The organism is Gordonia sp. J1A, from assembly GCF_055393515.1.
The window spans coordinates 2,701,678-2,718,876 of record NZ_AP041607.1 but is presented as its reverse complement, the minus strand read 5'-3'; the positions used below and the strand labels follow the sequence as shown (position 1 = coordinate 2,718,876).

At 68.9% G+C, this 17,199-nt stretch carries 13 protein-coding genes; 9 read left to right on the top strand and 4 right to left on the bottom strand.

The genetic code is table 11. From position 1 onward, the window contains the following. The first annotated feature begins 51 nt into the window (after positions 1 to 51). Genes ACZ5QD_RS12635 through ACZ5QD_RS12625 form a run of 3 tightly spaced genes read left to right on the top strand, consistent with a single transcriptional unit; the run spans position 52 to position 2,849 of the window. Entirely contained in the window at positions 52 to 690 is a 639-nt protein-coding gene (locus ACZ5QD_RS12635) for a GntR family transcriptional regulator (RefSeq protein ID WP_222111458.1), read from the top strand. Then, positions 687 to 1,946 carry an MFS transporter gene (locus ACZ5QD_RS12630; protein ID WP_464366803.1) on the top strand — a complete coding sequence of 420 codons (1,260 nt, stop codon included), beginning with the start codon at positions 687 to 689 and terminating at the stop codon, positions 1,944 to 1,946. Before ACZ5QD_RS12635 ends, ACZ5QD_RS12630 begins: the two co-directional genes overlap by 4 nt. Positions 1,947 to 1,994: 48 nt before the next feature. After that, positions 1,995 to 2,849, top strand: a complete 855-nt coding sequence (locus ACZ5QD_RS12625; protein ID WP_006897972.1) for a YihY/virulence factor BrkB family protein — start codon at positions 1,995 to 1,997, stop codon at positions 2,847 to 2,849. On the opposite strand, the gene galE is transcribed toward ACZ5QD_RS12625, so the two are convergent. Together galE and rfbB are read right to left on the bottom strand one after the other, a co-directional pair. Continuing rightward, a complete protein-coding gene (galE, locus tag ACZ5QD_RS12620) occupies positions 2,834 to 3,853 on the bottom strand; it encodes a UDP-glucose 4-epimerase GalE (protein WP_006897973.1) in 1,020 nt (339 codons plus the stop codon). The genes ACZ5QD_RS12625 and galE overlap by 16 nt on opposite strands. Before the next feature lie 17 nt (positions 3,854 to 3,870). Then, complete coding sequence (rfbB, locus tag ACZ5QD_RS12615; RefSeq protein WP_433821758.1) at positions 3,871 to 4,875, bottom strand: dTDP-glucose 4,6-dehydratase; 1,005 nt, start codon at positions 4,873 to 4,875, stop codon at positions 3,871 to 3,873. 80 nt (positions 4,876 to 4,955) lie between these two features. Between rfbB and rfbA the strand changes: the two genes are divergently transcribed. Together rfbA and ACZ5QD_RS12605 are read left to right on the top strand one after the other, a co-directional pair. After that, complete coding sequence (gene rfbA / locus ACZ5QD_RS12610; RefSeq protein WP_006897975.1) at positions 4,956 to 5,831, top strand: glucose-1-phosphate thymidylyltransferase RfbA; 876 nt, start codon at positions 4,956 to 4,958, stop codon at positions 5,829 to 5,831. 2 nt (positions 5,832 to 5,833) lie between these two features. Next, positions 5,834 to 6,442, top strand: coding sequence for a dTDP-4-dehydrorhamnose 3,5-epimerase family protein (locus tag ACZ5QD_RS12605; RefSeq protein ID WP_346076779.1), 609 nt, complete (start codon positions 5,834 to 5,836; stop codon positions 6,440 to 6,442). Between the two features lie 73 nt (positions 6,443 to 6,515). Here ACZ5QD_RS12605 and ACZ5QD_RS12600 read toward each other — a convergent pair whose 3' ends face one another. Next, positions 6,516 to 7,874 carry a M1 family metallopeptidase gene (locus ACZ5QD_RS12600; protein WP_006897977.1) on the bottom strand — a complete coding sequence of 453 codons (1,359 nt, stop codon included), beginning with the start codon at positions 7,872 to 7,874 and terminating at the stop codon, positions 6,516 to 6,518. Positions 7,875 to 7,949: 75 nt separating this feature from the next. Beyond that, the gene (locus ACZ5QD_RS12595; RefSeq protein WP_062366448.1) at positions 7,950 to 11,828 is read right to left on the bottom strand and encodes a Pls/PosA family non-ribosomal peptide synthetase; all 3,879 of its coding nucleotides are present in this window, start codon (positions 11,826 to 11,828) and stop codon (positions 7,950 to 7,952) included. Between the two features lie 234 nt (positions 11,829 to 12,062). Between ACZ5QD_RS12595 and fgd the strand changes: the two genes are divergently transcribed. The 4 genes from fgd (at position 12,063) to ACZ5QD_RS12575 (ending at position 17,195) form a co-directional block, all read left to right on the top strand. Continuing rightward, positions 12,063 to 13,076: a glucose-6-phosphate dehydrogenase (coenzyme-F420) gene (gene fgd / locus ACZ5QD_RS12590; RefSeq protein ID WP_278125236.1), complete on the top strand. Its 1,014-nt coding sequence runs from the start codon at positions 12,063 to 12,065 to the stop codon at positions 13,074 to 13,076. 216 nt (positions 13,077 to 13,292) lie between these two features. Beyond that, positions 13,293 to 14,570: a metal-dependent hydrolase family protein gene (locus tag ACZ5QD_RS12585; protein ID WP_006897980.1), complete on the top strand. Its 1,278-nt coding sequence runs from the start codon at positions 13,293 to 13,295 to the stop codon at positions 14,568 to 14,570. 8 nt (positions 14,571 to 14,578) lie between these two features. After that, positions 14,579 to 15,313: an ATP-binding cassette domain-containing protein gene (locus ACZ5QD_RS12580; RefSeq protein ID WP_006897981.1), complete on the top strand. Its 735-nt coding sequence runs from the start codon at positions 14,579 to 14,581 to the stop codon at positions 15,311 to 15,313. A gap of 1 nt (position 15,314) precedes the next feature. Continuing rightward, positions 15,315 to 17,195, top strand: coding sequence for a YhgE/Pip domain-containing protein (locus ACZ5QD_RS12575; RefSeq protein ID WP_006897982.1), 1,881 nt, complete (start codon positions 15,315 to 15,317; stop codon positions 17,193 to 17,195). Positions 17,196 to 17,199: the final 4 nt, after the last annotated feature.

The following is a 17,199-nucleotide window of genomic DNA, read 5'->3' as shown; positions in this document are numbered from 1 at the left end:
TCCCCGATGCGGCCGTCGAGGCCGCCGAGCGCTAACATACAACTTGTGTCTATGACGTATTCATCCGCGGACCGCGTGTACGACGAGGTCAAGGAATTGATCCTGACCTGCGACCTTCCCGGCGGGGAGATGATCAGCGAGGGCGAGATCGCCACTCGGTTCGACGTGAGTCGCACACCGGTCCGCGAGGCCTTCCTACGGCTGGCCGCCGAGGGCTGGATGCGTCTGTACCCGAAGCGCGGCGCGCTCATCGTCCCGATCGGCGAAGGCGAGGCCCGGGACGTCCTCGACGCCCGTGTGCTGCTCGAGACCCACGCGATGGAGTCAGTGTCGGGCGACACCGTGGCCATCGCCGCACTGGTCGGCCGACTGGAGGACAACCTCTCGCGGCACCGGCTGGTGGATCCGGCCGACGCGTCGGAGTTCGCGCGGCTCGACGCCGAGTTCCACCAGCTGATCGTCGCCGCCGGGCGCAACGGGCTGTTGGCCGACTTCTACGTCTCGCTGGGCGAACGGCATCGTCGGATGACGGCCGAGCGACTGCGTCACGATCCCGGAATCACCGAACGCATCGTGGCCGATCACGCCGACCTCGCGCAGGTGGTCGGAGCGGCCGACGCCGCCCGTTTCGCGTCGCTGCTGACCGCACACCTCACCGGTGTCCACGGCACGGACGGAAGCGCGGCATGAGCGCGGCCGAACGCGCACGCGGCGCGGTCGCCGGGTGGCCCGCGGTCTCGCTGGCGGTCTTCACCGCGGCATGGGGCGGCAATGAGTTCACACCGCTGCTGGTCATGTACCGGACCGCATCGCAGATGTCGGCGGTGGTGGTGGACGCCCTGCTGTTCCTGTACGTGTTGGGCATCGTCCCGGCACTGCTGGTCGGCGGACCACTGTCGGATCGGCTCGGCCGCCGCGCGCTGATGCTGCCGTCGCCGGTGATCGCGGCGGCCGGGTCCATCCTCCTGGCGTTCGGCGAGCACTCGGTTCCGCTGTTGGCCGCCGGCCGCGTCCTGAGCGGTGTGGCGCTGGGTCTGGCGATGGCGGTCGGCGGAACGTGGATCAAGGAACTGTCGGACCGGGCGGGCGATCCGCCGTCGGCCGGTGCCCGACGCGCCGCGTTGAGCCTGACCGCGGGCTTCGGGGTCGGTGCGGGCCTGGCGGCCGTGCTCGCGCAGTGGGCTCCGCTGCCGGGACAATTGTCGTACCTGGTCAACGTCGCACTCGCGGTGGCCTCGCTCGGTCTGATCCTGCGGACGCCGGAGACCCGGCCGCGTGCCTCGGACGGTCGGCTGCGGGACGCGATGCGCATTCCCTCGGCGATGAAGCCGCGGTTCTGGCTGCTCGTGGCGCCGGTGGCGCCGTGGGTCTTCGGCGCCTGCGCGATGGCTTATGCGGTGATTCCCGCGATGATGACCGAACACACGCCCGGCACCGCGATCGCGTTCGCCGGTCTCTGCTGCGTCGCGGGACTCACGGCGGGCTTCTTCATCCAGACCCTCGGCAAGCGGATCGACCGCCCGGGGTCGGTGCGCACCCTGCTCGTGGCACTGGGTCTGGTGGCGGTGGGGATGGCGCTGGCGATCGTCGTCGTGCTGCACCCGTCGATCGCGCTGGCGGTGGTGACCGCCATCGTCTTGGGCTGCGGCTACGGCATGGCGCTCATCTCGTGCCTCATGGAGGTCCAGCGTCTCGCCGGACCCGACGATCTCGCCGGGCTCACGGCCGTCTTCTACACCCTGACCTATCTGGGATTCGCCTCGCCGGCTGTGATGGCTTGGGTCGTCGAGCGTTTCCCGTCGATCAGCTACCCCGAGATGTTCGGAGCGGGAATCGCGATGACCGCACTCGGGGCCGCGGTGGTCTCCCTCGCGAACCGCACGCGAGCGGCCGGTCCGCAGACCGTGGAGCCGGCCGAGCAGACCGTGGACCTCGAACGCGTCTGAAGCGGCTCCCGTACCCGCCCCGGGAGAGGGGGTGACATGATTTCGCGCATGGTTCCGACCAAGATCACCGGACCGCTGAACGCGGTGCTCGCGCGTCTGCCGGAGAGCGCCGCAGATCACCTCGTCCTCGGGTACCGGATGGTCCGCGCGATAGCGGTCAGCAATGTCAGCGACCGTGCGATGACCCTCGCGGCGCAGGCGTTCACCTCCATCCTCCCGGTGCTGTTGCTGCTGACCACGATTCCCGGAGACGGCGTCCTGGACCGAACGATCATGATGTTCAGCCTCGACGGACTCGTCCTGGGACACCCGGATTCGCCGGGGTCGTACGCGTCGTTCGGCATCGCGGGCGCCTTCATGACCATCGTGTCCGCGACTTCGCTCGCCCGCGCCCTCGACCGCATGTACGTCGGCGTCTGGGGTGTGCGGTCCACCGGGCTGCGCGGCTGGTGGCGGTGGCTCACCGTGGTCGCGGTACTCGCCCTCGCGACCACGGCGCAGGCGGTCGTCGTGCTCGACTACAACGAGGACGGCGGACGCATGGTGTTCGCGCTGATCTGGACCTTCGTCATCTGGATGCTGGCGTGGACCGCGGTCCCGCGGATTCTGACGGTGCGACAGTTGGCCGCACCCGACCTGTGGAGCATCGGCGCCCTGGCCGGCGCCGGACTGACGGTCTTCATGGCGATCACGCAGATCGGCTACGCGCAGGTGTTCCACTCCGCGCGCGCCTCGTTCGGATCGCTGGGCATGGTCTTCGCGGCCATCGGCTGGCTGTTCGTGTTCACCGCGATCGTCGTCGTCGCGACGGTTCTGGCACAGGTGATCCGCACGCCGAACGACGCGGACGACGCCTTGGTCGAGGAACCGGTGGAGCTGCGCTCCGACTACGCGTCCGGATAACCGTTCGGATTCTGCGACTGCCAGCGCCAGACGTCGGCGCACATGTCGTCGATGCCGCGGCCGGCGTGCCAGCCGAGTTCCCGATTCGCTTTCGACGGATCGGCCCAGTTCGCCGCCAGATCGCCCGGCCGGCGTGCGACCACCTCGTACGGAATCGTCCGGCCGCTGGCGCGCTCGAAGGCCGCGACCAACTGCAGCACCGACACCGGCTCACCGCTGCCCAGGTTCCACACTGACAGCGCGTCGGCGGTCTCACCGAGCCGGTCGAGTGCGGCGATGTGGCCGGCGGCCAGGTCCTCGACGTGGATGTAGTCGCGGACGCCGGTGCCGTCGACGGTGTCGTAGTCGTCGCCGAACACCGACAGCTTCTCCCTGCGTCCGACAGCCACCTGTGCGACGAAGGGCATCAGATTGTTCGGCAGCCCGTTCGGATCCTCACCGATGCGGCCGCTGGCGTGCGCGCCGACCGGATTGAAGTAGCGCAGCAGGGCGATCCGCCAGGAGTCGTCGGCGACGGCGAGATCGCGCAGCACCTGCTCGATCATCACCTTGGTCCAGCCGTACGGATTGTTCGCCGACGTCGGCATGTCCTCGGTGCGCTGGAGCACCGGGTTCTCGCCGTACACCGTGGCGGAGGAGGAGAAGACGAACTTCCGCACGCCGCGGGCGTCCATCGCGCGGAGCACGCTGAACGCGGTGTCGAGGTTGTTCCGGTAGTACTTCAGCGGCTCGGAGACCGATTCCCCGACCGCCTTGAATCCCGCGAAATGGATGACGGCGTCGATGTCCTCGGCGGCGAAGATCGCGGCGGTGGCCGCCTCGTCGGTCAGGTCCACGCGGTGCACCTTGATCGACTGTCCGCTCAGTTCCTCGAGCCGGTCGATCACCGCGGGCTTGGCGTTGCTGAAATCATCGGCGATCAGGACGTCGTGCCCCGCCGCCAGTAGTTGCAGGACGGTGTGCGAACCGATGTAGCCGGCGCCGCCGGTGACGAGTACGCGCATGAGTGTCGGGTCTCCGATCAATCGAGGATCTGCTGAGTCCGGACGTAGGCGGCTTCCACGCCCTCCTTGTGCGGCGCCCACCAGTCGCGGTTCTCGCGGTACCACGCGATCGTCGCGGCGAGGCCGGAGGCGAAATCGGTGTACGCCGGCCGCCACCCGAGTTCGGTGCGGAGGCGGTGGGAGTCGATCGCGTACCGGCGGTCGTGGCCGGCGCGGTCGGTGACGAAGTCGAAGGCGTCGGCGGGCTGTCCGAGCGCGGTCAGAATCGCCTCGACCACCGTGCGGTTGTCGACCTCGCCGTCGGCGCCGATCAGATAGGTCTCACCGATCCGACCGCGGTCGACGACGGCCCAGACGGCGTCGTTGTGGTCGTCGACGTGGATCCAGTCGCGGACGTTGCGCCCGTCGCCGTAGAGCTTGGGCCGCACCCCGGTCAGCACGTTCGTGATCTGGCGCGGAATGAACTTCTCGATGTGCTGATACGGCCCGTAGTTGTTCGAGCAGTTCGAGATGGTGGCGGCGATGCCGAACGACCGGACCCACGCGCGGACCAGCATGTCGCTGCCGGCCTTCGTGGAGCTGTACGGGCTCGACGGGTTGTAGGCCGTCTCCTCGGTGAAACGCGTCGGATCGTCGAGATCGAGGTCGCCGTAGACCTCGTCGGTGCTGATGTGGTGGAGGCGCACGTCATGCCTACGGACTGCTTCGAGCAGCGTGTACGTGCCGACGAGGTTGGTCTGGACGAATGCCGACGGGTCGGCGAGCGAATTGTCGTTGTGCGATTCGGCCGCGAAGTTCACCACGAGATCCGATTCGGCGACGAGCGGATCGACGGTCGCGGCGTCGGCGATGTCGCCGCGGACCACGCGGATCCGGTCGGCCACCGGTTGCAGCGTCGACGGGTTCGCGGCGTAGGTGAACTTGTCGAGAACGGTCAGCTGGGCGTCGGGCCGGGTGGCCAGTGTCCGCAGCACGAAGTTGGCTCCGATGAAACCGGCTCCGCCGGTCACCAGCACTCGCATACGGGTTCCCCCGGATCCGGGCATCGCTGCCCCGTGGCTTCGAAATCTGTCGCGGCCAACTGTACCGATAGGCTGATCGCATGCGCGGAATCATCCTCGCCGGCGGCACCGGGAGCAGGCTTCACCCGATCACGCTGGGTGTGAGCAAACAGCTGGTCCCGGTGTACGACAAGCCGATGATCTACTACCCGCTCTCGACGCTGATGCTCGCCGGGATCCGGGACATCCTGGTCATCACCACGCCCGGCGACCGCGCCGCCTTCGAACATCTCCTCGGCGACGGCGAGCGGTTCGGCGTCTCGATCAGCTACACCGTTCAGCCCGAACCGGAGGGCCTCGCGCAGGCCTTCCTGCTCGGTGCCGATCACATCGGCGACGATTCCGTCGCGCTGGTCCTCGGCGACAACATCTTCTACGGTCCGGGGCTGGGTTCGCAGCTCAAGGGGTTCGATGGGCTCGAGGGCGGTGCGATCTTCGCCTACCGGGTCGCCGATCCCAGCGCGTACGGTGTCGTCGAGTTCGACTCGGCGGGGAACGCGGTGTCGTTGGAGGAGAAGCCCGCGAGGCCGAAGTCGCGCTACGCGGTGCCGGGGCTGTACTTCTACGACAACGACGTGGTCGACATCGCCGCCGGCCTACGGCCCTCCGCGCGCGGCGAATACGAGATCACCGACGTCAACGCGGAGTACCTGCGGCGCGGAAAGCTCCGGGTCACGGTGCTGCCGCGCGGCACGGCCTGGCTCGACACCGGCACCTTCGACGGTCTGCTCGACGCGGGGAACTTCGTCCGGACGGTGGAGCAGCGGCAGGGGCTCAAGATCGCGGTGCCCGAAGAGATCGCTTGGCGGCTGGGATACCTCGACGACGAGCGGCTCCGCGCGACCGCCGTACCCCTTGTGAAATCCGGTTACGGAAGTTATCTGCTCGACCTGCTCGAGCGCGGACGGGAGTTGTGAGCGTGGATGTACGACCGCTGAGCATCGACGGCGCGTGGGCCTTCACCCCCGTGCTTCACGGCGACGATCGCGGAGTGTTCCTGGAAGCCTTCAAAGCCGACGTGGTCGCCGAGACCATCGGCCGACCGTTCCAGCTCGCCCAGGTCAACACCTCGGTGTCGGCGGCGGGCGTGGTCCGGGGCATCCACTTCTCCGATGTGCCGCCGAGTCAGGCCAAGTACGTGACCTGCTCTGCGGGGGCGGTGCTCGACGTGGTCGTCGACATCCGCGTCGGCTCGCCGACCTTCGGCCGCTGGGACGCGGTGCTGCTCGACGACAACGACCGCCGCGCCGTCTACCTGTCGGAGGGATTGGGCCACGCCTTCTGCTCCCTGCAGGACGGATCGGTCGTCACGTATCTGTGCTCCACCGGATATCGGCCGGGCAGCGAGCACGGCATCGACCCGATGGACCCCGAACTCGGCATCGAATGGCCGAAGATCGCGCGCGACGGCTCTCCGCTGGAGTACGTGCTGTCGAAGAAGGACTCCGCCGCGCCGGGCCTGTCGCAGGCTCGGGAGTCGGGATTGCTGCCGAGTCTCGATGACGTGCGCGAGTTCCTGACGGACTGAGCTCGAGTCAGGAAGTTTTGGCTCCCGGAAGGGTCTGAGAGACCGTTCCGGGAGCCAAAATTTTCGGCGGAGGTCAGCCCAGGGACGGGAATGGCGGGAGCGCGGGGGTGAAGAGCCAGTCCTGCCAGATGTCGTTCAGCGACGATGTGGAGAAAGTGGAGGCGAGCGCGATGAAGTCCTCGGTGGTCACGCAGCCGTAGGCGTACTTCTCCGTCCACCGGCGGAGGAGAGCGAAGAACTCGCCGTCGCCGATCCGCAGACGCAGCGCGTGCAAGGTCATCGCGCCGCGCTTGTAGACCCAGTCCTCGAACATCTCCTCGGCGCCGGGGTCGGCGAGCGGGACGCGGACCGGCGCGGCGGCGAGCTTGGCGTAGTAGTGCCGCGCCCACTCGTCGGCCGACCTGCCGCCGGAGTGCTGGCTCCACAGCCACTCGGCGTAGCAGGCGAAGCCCTCGTGCAGCCAGATGTCGCGCCAGCGCGCGACCGTCACCGAGTTGCCGAACCACTGATGCGCGAGCTCGTGCGCGACGAGGCGCTCGTGTTCCCGAGTGCCGTCGCAGTGGTTGGCGCCGAAGGTGGAGAGGCCCTGAGATTCGAGGGGGATGTCGAGGTCGTCCTCGGTCACGACGGCAGTGTATTCGCGGAACGGATACGGGCCGAACATCTCGATGAAGGCGCGCATCATCTGCGGCTGCCTGGCGAAGCTCACGTCGAACCGAGCGCGGAGCGCGGGCGGGACCAGCGCATGCACCGGCACCGGTTCCTCCGCCATCGTCCGGTGTTCGTACTGTCCGATCTGAATAGCGGCCAGGTAGGTCGCCATCGGCTCCACCTGTTCGTACACCCAGGTGGTCTGCGCGGCGCGGCGGCGTTTGGACGCGAGCCGGCCGTTCGCGAGCGCAAAGTACGGGCTGTCGGTGGTGATCTCGATGCGGAACGGCGCCTTGGCCTCGGGATGGTCGTCGCAGGGGAACCACGACGGCGCGCCGTTCGGCTGATTGGCGCACAGCGAGCCGTTGTCGAGTTCCTCCCATCCGACGTCGCCGAAGGGACCCCGTATCGGCCGGGGACTGCCGCGGTAGCGCACCTCCACCGTCAGCGCACCGCCCGGCGGCACCGGCGCCGGCGGCGTGATCGACAGCTTGCCGAGCCGGTGGGAGAAGCGTGCGCGCCGGTCGTTGACCGTCACGCGGTCCACGCGCATGCCCGTCGCGAGGTCGAGGCTGAACCGGCTCAGTTGCTGGTACGACGACGCGGTGATGACCGCGGTCCCGGACAGCCTGTTGCTGCTGACCCGGTACTCGAGGTGCAGATCGTAGCGGGAGACGCGGTACCCGAGGTTGCCGTTGCGGGGAAGGTACGGATCCAATTCATGGGAAGCCGCACTGAGTTTGGGGGTGTGCCACGCGGACTTCTCGATCTTGCCTGGCACAGACAGCCTTCCCGTTGGTCGATTGGCGCGGCAGTTCGAGCCTACCGCTGAACCTGCGACGCCGCGTGACGACGGTCAGCGCGGCCACGGCGTGATCGGATTGCCCTGCCAGCGCGTGTGCGCCGGAACCACGTCGCCGCGCATCACGAGCGACGCGGGCCCGACCGTCGCCGACGTCTCGATGCCGGAGGCCGGCAGCGCCACGCAGTGCGGGCCGAGTGTGGCACCCGCCGCGAGGGTCACCGAGTCGATCGCCATCACGCGGTCGTGGAACAGATGCGTCTGCACCACGCAGCCGCGCTGGACTGTCGCGCCGTCGCTGAGCGTCACCAGGTCGGCTTCGGGCAGCCAGTACGACTCGCACCACACGCCGCGGCCGATGCGCGCGCCCAGCGCCCGCAGCCACAGGTTGAGCACCGGGGTGCCGGCCGCGGCGTTGGCGAACCAGGGGGCGGCGACCGTCTCGACGAAGGCGTCGGAGAGTTCGTTGCGCCAGACGAACGAACTCCACAGCGGATGCTCCGATGCGCGAATGCGCCCCACGACCGTCCATTTGGCGATCGCCGCGATCACGCCCGCGACCGCTCCCGCCGCCAGCAGGATCAGCCCGCTGCATGCGGCGGCCACCAGCACGTTCGTCGTCACGGCCAGCGACTGCAGCGCGAACAGCACCCCGACCCCGATACCGAACGAGACCATCACCGCGATGATCCGCAGAGTCTCGACCACCCCGCGCGCCACGCGGAGCCGGGTGGGCGGGGCGAAGGTCCGTGACGTGTCGGACTCCGACGCCGTCCGCCGCAACCGCACCGGCGGGCTGCCGAGCCAACTCGACCCGCTCTTGGACTTCGTCGGCGCGGACGACAGCACCGCCACCAGCGAATTCTTCGGCAGCTTGCGCGAGGGCGCCACCATGCCGGAGTTGCCGAGGAAGGCTCGCTTGCCGACCTTGGCCTCGCCGACGCGCATCCAGCCGCCCCCGAGTTCGTACGACGCCATCAGCGTGTCGTCGGCGAGGAACGAGTCGTCGCCGACACTGGTGAACTTCGGGATCACCAGCGCGGTGGAGATCTCCGTCCCCCGGCCGATCCGGGCGCCCAGGGCGCGGAACCACCAGGGGGTGAGCAGGCTCGCGTACAGCGGGAACAGGTAGGTGCGCGCCGAGTCCATGAGCCGTTCGGTGGCCCACACCTGCCACCCGATGCGCGACCGGACGGGGTACACCCCGGCGCGCATTCCGATCGACAGCAGCCGCACCGCCACCAGGATGAGCAGCGCGAACGCGGCCATCGCGGCCACGGCGGCGACCGGCGCCATCGCCAGGCCGCGTGCCGCGGCGGCGCCCATCGAGTCCGCGGGCAGCGCCCAGGAGCCGATCACGGTGAGCCCGACGGCCAGCGACACCAGCGGTATCCCGGAGATGAGGAAGGCGCTGCACGCATATACCGGCACCCACCGGCGACGCCGCGGGGGCCGGTGCTCGGGCCAGTCGGCTTTCGCTTTGCCGACTTTGGCGGCCGGCGAGCCCGCCCATCGCTGTCGCGACTTCACCTTCCCGCGCACCGCCGATCCCGGGTCGACGATCGCGTCGCGTCCCACGGTGGCGCCCGGGAACAGCGTCGAGCGCGATCCCACGGTGGCGCCGGGCTTGATCGCGATCTCGCCGATCACGAGCTCGTCTCCGTCGATCCACCAGCCCGCGAGGTCGACCTCCGGCTCCACGGCGGCGCCGTCGCCGATCTCCAGCAGCCCGGTGACCGGCGGCAGCGAGTGCAGGTCGACGCCGCGGCCGATGCTCGCACCGAGCGCCCGGGCCAGCGTCGGGAGCCACGGGGCTCCCGAGAGATTGTGGGCACCGCTGGCCTGCATCAAGCGTTCGGCGGCCCACAGGCGCACGTGGACGGATCCGCCGCGCGGATACGTGCCGGGACCGACCCCCGCGAGCAGGGCGCGAGCTCCGGCGGCGGCGATCACCAACCGGCCGAAGGGAGTCACGAACACCAGGAACGCGACGATCAGCAGCCACCAGTTCACCGACGCCAGCCACGGCGCGGAGTAGCCGAGGGCGTCGGCGGCGGCGCGACCGACGTTGTTCGCGACGCCCAGCCAGGTGATCCACTGGATGCCGGTGAGCGTGGCGAGTGGGATGGATGCGGCCGCCTGCGCGAATCCGGTGGACCGCGGCACCGGCGTCACCGACCGCGGTGCGACGGTGGCCCCGGGTGCCAGGGAGTCGAGGAGCTCGGCCAGCGAGCCGAGCCGGGGGTGGTCGTAGAGGTCGGCGACGGTGATCTCGGGGTAACGGGCGCGCAGTGCCGTCACCAGTTGAGCCGCGGAGAGCGATCCGCCGCCCTCGGCGAAGAAGTCGGCTTCGGCCGAGTCGACACCGACGCCCAGCACCGCCGTCCACTGTTCGGCGAGCCACGCCTCGGTGGGTGTGAGATCGCCGCCGCCGTCCGAGGAGTCCGTGCCCGGCACCGGCCAGGGCAGCGCGTCGCGGTCGACCTTGCCCGAGGTGCGGGTGGGCAGCTCGTCCATGAGGAACAGCCGGGGCACCAGCGCGGCGGGCAGGTCCTCGCGCAGCAGCGCTTGCGCGGCCGCGACGTCGAAACTCGGGTCGGCCGACGCGAGATAGCCCACCAGCAGGGCGTTCCCGGTGGCTGTCTTGCGGACGGCGGCCGCCGCACCGCTGACCCCGGGGAGATTCTGGAGCGCGTTGTCGACTTCGCCGAGTTCGATGCGCCGACCGCCGATCTTGACCTGATCGTCCGCCCGGCCGACGAAGTCGAGACCGTCGTCGCACATCCGCACCAGGTCGCCGCTGCGATAGGCGCGATCCCAGCCGAGCGAGGGCATCGGCGAATACTTCTCCGCGTCCTTGACCGGGTCGAGGTAGCGGGCCAGCCCCACGCCGCCGATCACGAGTTCGCCAGTCTGCCCCGGCTCCACCGGCTGTTGGTCGGCTCCCACCACCGCGAGGTCCCAGCCGCGCAGCGGCAGACCGATCCGCACCGGCCGTCCCCGGTGCATCTGCGCGGCGCAGGCCACCACGGTGGCCTCGGTGGGCCCGTAGGTGTTCCACAGTTCCCGGTCGTCCGTCGCGAGACGGTCGGCCAGTTCGGGAGGGCACGCCTCACCCCCGAAGATCAGCAGACGGACGGCTTCGAGGGCCTCGGCCGGCCACATCGCCGCCAGGGTGGGGACGGTCGAGACGACGTTGATGTCGCGCTTCACCAGCCACGGACCGAGGTCCATTCCGGAACGGACGAGCGCCCGCGGCGCGGGTACGAGGCAGGCGCCGTTGCGCCACGCCAGCCACATCTCCTCGCAGGACGCGTCGAAGGCGACCGAGAGGCCGGCGAGCACGCGGTCGCCGGGTCCGAGCGGTTCGTCCTGCAGGAACAGCTGGGCCTCCGCGTCGACGAACGCGGCGGCGTTGCGGTGGGTCACCGCCACGCCCTTCGGCTTCCCGGTGGAGCCGGAGGTGAAGATGATCCACGCGTCGTCGGCGGTGGTCGCCGGGGACGACAGGAGTGCGGGGTCGTGATCGGTGCGGGTCTCGCGGTCGGTGCGCCGATGGACGCCGTCGGCGTCGATGATCGCGTCGACGTCGGCCTCGCCGAAGACCAGTCGCGCGCGTTCGTCGGGGTCGTCGGCGTCCACCGGCACGTAGGCCGCGCCCGCGTACAGGGTCGCGAGAATCGCGATGTACAGATGGCGATCGCCCGAGGGCATCCGGATACCCACCCGGTGCCCGCGTCCGATGCCGATCGACGCGAGCCTGCGGGCCACTCGACGCACCAGGACGGCGAGTTCGGAGTACGAGACCATGCGGTCGCCGTCGTCGACGGCCGGCGCGTCCGGGTACCGCTCGGCGGTGGCGGCGAGGATCTCGCACAGGGTGCGCGGAGCCGGTGCCTGGGACGAGAGCAGGTACTCGGGCGGGATCGGCACGGGTGATGGACCTCCGGGAGGCGACGCGAACGAGCAACGGGCCACCACGGCACGTCGAGGTAATTGTGCAACAGGGCGAACAATCGCGCTGGGCGGCACACTGCGGGTCCGAGCCGGTTTCGCCTGCTCGACGAGCTCACCGGAGCGGACCGTAAGCTGGATCACGTCGGGCCGGCGACGCTCGATCACCGGCACGTATCGATGCTTGTATCACCAGCGCTCAGGAGATGAAACATGGCGGCACCGCTCAAACTCGGACTGAAGGCGTCGGCGGAGCAGTTCGACCCGCGCGAACTGGTCGAGGTCGGCGTGATGGCGGAGGAGTTCGGTCTGGACTCGGTGACGGTCAGCGACCACTTCCAGCCGTGGCGGCACAACGGCGGACACGCCCCGTTCTCCCTCGCGTGGATGGCCGCGGTCGGCGAACGGACGCAGCGACTGCAGATGGGCACCTCGGTGCTCACCCCGACCTTCCGCTACAACCCCGCTGTGATCGCCCAGGCGTTCGCGACGATGGCGTGCCTGTACCCCGGCCGGGTGATGCTCGGCGTCGGCACCGGTGAGGCGCTGAACGAGTACGCCACCGGGTTCCAGGGCGACTGGCCGGAGTTCAAGGAGCGCTTCGCGCGCCTGAGGGAGTCGGTCCGCCTGATGCGCGAGCTGTGGACCGGCGAGAAGGTCGACTTCGACGGCGATTACTACCGCACCCAGGGCGCCTACATGTACGACATCCCCGCCGAGCCGGTGCCGGTGTACATCGCGGCGGGCGGTCCGGTGGTGGCCCGGTACGCCGGACGGGCCGGCGACGGTTTCATCTGCACCTCCGGCAAGGGTATGGAGCTGTACACCGAGAAGCTCATCCCGGCGGTGAAGGAGGGCGCCGCCAAGGCCGAGCGGGAGTTCACCGACATCGACCGGATGATCGAGATCAAGATCTCCTACGACCGCGACCCGGAGACGGCCCTCGAGAACACCCGCTTCTGGGCGCCGCTGTCACTGACCCCGGAGCAGAAGCACAGCGTGAACAGCTCGGTGGAGATGGAGCGGCTCGCCGACGAACTCCCGATCGAACAGGTCGCCAAGCGGTGGATCGTCGCGTCGGATCCGGACGACGCGATCGCGCAGATAAAGCCCTATCTCGACGCCGGGCTCAACCATCTGGTCTTCCACAACCCCGGGCACGACCAGCGCCGGTTCCTCGAGTCGTTCACCGCCGACGTGGTGCCGAAGCTGCGCGCGCTGGCCTGACCTGCCGAGGCGTTCCGGGGCACAGACGCCGAACCGTGCCGTCTGTGTCCCGTTTCGTGCCACTGGTCCGATACTCCCGCTTGGTCGGACCTGTGGCGACGACGAATGTTTGCAGGTAGGAGGATTTTTCCGGGGCCGACGGTTCTCGTTGGAGGCCCGATTTGAGAAAGTGCATTGCCTCCCGCGGGGCGAGGCTCTCGGATAGCGTTCCGAAATATGGGCAATGCGAAGGATTCTCGTAGAACTCTTATCAAGAATGCACGGGTGTTCGACGGTCTCGCCGACCGAGCCGCGGACGGAGTCGACGTCCTGATCGACGGACGCACGATCGCCGCGGTGTCCACCGATCCGATCGATGCGCAGTCGGCCGACGCCACGGTGATCGACGCGGGCGGCAAGTTCCTGATGCCCGGTCTGTCCGACGCGCACGTGCATCTGATGGGCAATGCGAACGGCTACCTGGACTTCGTGGCCGGGCCCACCGGCAGCCTGTACACGAACACCCTCGCCGAGGCGAGGCGCATGCTGCACCGAGGGTTCACCACCGTCCGCGACATGGGCGGCGACGTGGCGCCGATCAAGACCTCCATCGACCGCGGCGACTTCGAGGGCCCGCGGATCTTCCCCAGCCAGGCGATGATCTCGCAGACCTCCGGTCACGCCGACTTCGCGTTCGTCTATCAGACTCCGCAGGAGTTCGGGGGCGGCCCCTCGCGGACCGATGAGATCGGCTTCACGCGGGTGGCCGACGGCGTCGACCGGGTGCTGGCCGCGGTGCGCGAGCAACTCCGCAAAGGCGCGAGCCAGATCAAGCTCACCGTCGGAGGTGGCGCCGCGTCGATGTACGACCCGCTGTACACCCTGCAGTTCACGCCGGACGAGATCCGCGCCGCCGTCGCCGCGGCCGCCGATTACGGCACCTATGTGGCGACCCACGTCTACACCGTCGACGGAGTGCGCCGGGCGATCGAGGCCGGTGTGCGGTCCATCGAGCACGGTCACCTGGCGGATGAGGCGACCGTCGCGCTCATCGGGGAAAAGGGTTTGTGGCTGTCGATGCAGCCCTTCGCCGAGGCCGATCACCACTATCCGGACCCCGCGAGAGCAGCGAAGAACACACAGATCTGCGCGGGCACCGAAGCGGTGTACGGCTGGGCGCGCAAGCACGGTGTGCAGGTGGCCTTCGGCACCGATCTGCTGCTGGAGCCCGAAGCGGCGCCCCGGCAGAGCGTGATGGCCGCGCGGCTGGGCGACTACTACTCGAATGTCGAGGCGCTGAAGATGCTCACCTCCGGCAACGCCGCCCTGTTCGAGATGGCCGGTCCGCGCAATCCGTACGCGTCGGCCCGGCTCGGCGTGATCGCCGAGGGCGCGTGGGCCGACCTGCTGTTGATCGACGGCGATCCGATCGCCGACCTCTCGGTGATCGCACAGCCCGACGAGAAGTTCGTCCTGATCGTCAAAGACGGCGTCGTCGTCAAGAACGCGGTGTGAGGACGGACGTGACGATCCAGTACGAGACCGCGGCGTTCGACACCGATCCGCTGCTGCACGGCATCGACCTGGGGGTCGACGCGTCGTGGGGACACATCTACGGTCCCGTCGAAGTGACGGTGCCACGCGGCGGCGTCACCGTTCTGCAGGGGTCGGGCGGCCGCGGCCGGACGGCGTTGCTGCTGACGCTGTGCGGGCGGATGCGCCCGACGAAGGGAACGCTGACGGCCTTCGGCCGCACCGACGACGCCCACCATCTGTTCAATCACTCCGCGATGGCGTTCATCGACGAGGTCGACGGCATCGAGCAGACGATTCGCGTCCGGGACGTGCTCACCGAACAGCTGCGCTGGCACGCGCCCTGGTACCGCTGGGTGAAACAGGCGCGTGAAGACGACCTGGAACGGATCTGCCGTCCGGTGTTCGGGGACGATCTGCAACTGCCGCCGCTGATGTCGTACGTCGAGGAACTGCCCGAGCTGACCGCGGCGCTCTTCCGGATCGCGGTCGCGAACATCGGGAGGTCGGAGCTGCTCGTGGTGGGCGGGGTCGACAACCTGACGCGGGTGGAGAACTCGAACCTGTTGCTCGACCGGCTCGTCGCGCTCGGGCGCGAACAGACGGTGGTGACGGCCGACGTGAACGGCGCGCCGGCGCACCGGGGACTCGTCCGAGTGGAGCGAGTCGACAATCTGACGGACCGCGAATTCGTCCGGCTCGAGCCGGCAGATCGGAACATCTGACATGCTCGCCGCCTTTTCGCCGGGAAGCGATTTCAAGCGTTACTACCGCGGGCGGATGCCACGGCTCGCGCTGGCCGTCATCATCCTGATGCCGCTGCTCTACGGTGCGCTCTACCTGTGGGCGTTCTGGAACCCGTTCAACGCCGTCGACAAGATCCCGGTGGCTCTGGTGAACCTGGACAAGGGCGCCGAAGTGATGGGGAACAAGCTCGACGCCGGCGACCAAGTGGTGCAGGGGCTCATCGACTCGAAGCAGCTCGACCTGCACGTGGTGTCCGAGGAGGAGGGCGCCCAGGGTGTCGCCGACGGCAAGTACTACTTCTCGATCACCCTGCCCGAGGACTTCAGCGCCAAGGTGGCCTCGCCGACGTCGAGCGAGCCCGGCTCGGCCGAGCTGATCTTCACCTACAACGACGCGAACAACTACCTCGCGACCATCATGGGCCAGGACGCCGCGCAGCAGGTGGTCAACAAAGTGTCGGCGCAGGTCGGTTCCCAGACCTTCGAGATCGTTCTGAACGACGCGGGGTCGATGGTCGGGAAACTGACCCAGGCGGCCGACGGGGCCAACGAGCTGAGCGCCGGACTGGTCACCGCGCACGACGGCTCGGCGAAGCTGTCGTCGGCGTTGAACGAACTCAACGACGCGATCGTCGAGGCGACCGATCCGCTGATGGCGCTCTCGGAATCGCCGGGCCGCGGAATGAGCGCGGCCGAGTTGAGCGCGGCGGCCGACCGGATGAGTCGGACGGCGGCCGGACTGAGCACGATCAGCGGCGGCGCGGCCACCGCGGAGAGCGACGCCTCGCAGGCTCTCGCCCGCGTCACCGCGCAACTGAAGGGACATCCCGACCCCGCGGTCCGCGCTGCAGGTCAGGCGCTCGAGGGCGTGCGCCGCCAGCTGGCGACTCCGCAGCGACCCGATCTGCCGAGCTCGGCTGAGCTGGCGCAGTTGAGCACCGACACCGCCGCGGTCAGCCGCGAGCTCGCCGATCCGTCGAGTCCGGTGCGCATGGCGATGACTCTTCTCGAGCCGGGCGTCATGCACGACGATCTCGTGAAGGTCCGCGCCGGATCGGCCGAACTCAGTTCCGGCGCCGACCAGCTCACCGCCGGTCTCGTCGAACTGTCCTCCGGCTCCAAGGAACTGGCGTCGGGCCTGAACCAGGGCGTCGAAGCGATACCGCACTGGTCCGCCGCGCAGAAGAAGGAACTGGCCGACACCCTCGGGCAGCCGGTCAAGCTCACCGAGAACACCGAGCACGAGGCCGCGACCTTCGGTACCGGTTTCGCACCGTTCTTCTTCTCGCTCGCGCTGTTCGTCGGCTGCATCATCGCCTGGATGCTGTTCACCCCGATCCAGGCTCGGCCGGTGGCGCAGGGACTCGACTCGCTGCGGGTGGTGCTCGCATCCTATGCGCCGACCTTCGCCGTCGGTTTCCTCCAGGCGGCGATCCTGTACGCGGTGGTCGTCTTCGCGATCGGGATGCGCCCGGCGTATCCGGTGGCCACATTCGGCTTCATGCTGCTGATCGTCGCGATGTTCCTGGCGATGATCCAGATGTTCAACGCGCTGTTCGGGCCGGCCGTCGGGCGGGTGGTCACGCTCGCGTTCCTGATGATCCAGCTGACGTCCGCGGGCGGCATCTATCCGGTGCCGACGACGACCCTCCCGTTCCAGTACATCCACTGGGTGGACCCGATGACCTACACGGTCAACGGGCTGCGCCAGCTGACGCTCGGCGGAATCGACCACCGACTGTGGATCGCGATCGCCGTGGTGGCGGGCCTGACCGCGCTGTTCATGGCAGGGTCCACATGGGCGGCACACCGCAACCGCCAATACACGATGGACCGCTTGTATCCGCCAGTCGAGGTCTGACCGG

Excerpts from the sequence above, each read along its gene's own strand:
- ACZ5QD_RS12635 (WP_222111458.1), top strand. The coding sequence starts at position 52 with ATGACGTATTCATCCGCGGACCGCGTGTACGACGAGGTCAAGGAATTG.
- ACZ5QD_RS12630 (WP_464366803.1), top strand. The coding sequence starts at position 687 with ATGAGCGCGGCCGAACGCGCACGCGGCGCGGTCGCCGGGTGGCCCGCG.
- ACZ5QD_RS12625 (WP_006897972.1), top strand. The coding sequence starts at position 1,995 with ATGGTTCCGACCAAGATCACCGGACCGCTGAACGCGGTGCTCGCGCGT.
- galE (WP_006897973.1), bottom strand. The coding sequence starts at position 3,853 with ATGCGCGTACTCGTCACCGGCGGCGCCGGCTACATCGGTTCGCACACC.
- rfbB (WP_433821758.1), bottom strand. The coding sequence starts at position 4,875 with ATGCGAGTGCTGGTGACCGGCGGAGCCGGTTTCATCGGAGCCAACTTC.
- rfbA (WP_006897975.1), top strand. The coding sequence starts at position 4,956 with ATGCGCGGAATCATCCTCGCCGGCGGCACCGGGAGCAGGCTTCACCCG.
- fgd (WP_278125236.1), top strand. The coding sequence starts at position 12,063 with ATGGCGGCACCGCTCAAACTCGGACTGAAGGCGTCGGCGGAGCAGTTC.
- ACZ5QD_RS12585 (WP_006897980.1), top strand. The coding sequence starts at position 13,293 with ATGGGCAATGCGAAGGATTCTCGTAGAACTCTTATCAAGAATGCACGG.
- ACZ5QD_RS12575 (WP_006897982.1), top strand. The coding sequence starts at position 15,315 with ATGCTCGCCGCCTTTTCGCCGGGAAGCGATTTCAAGCGTTACTACCGC.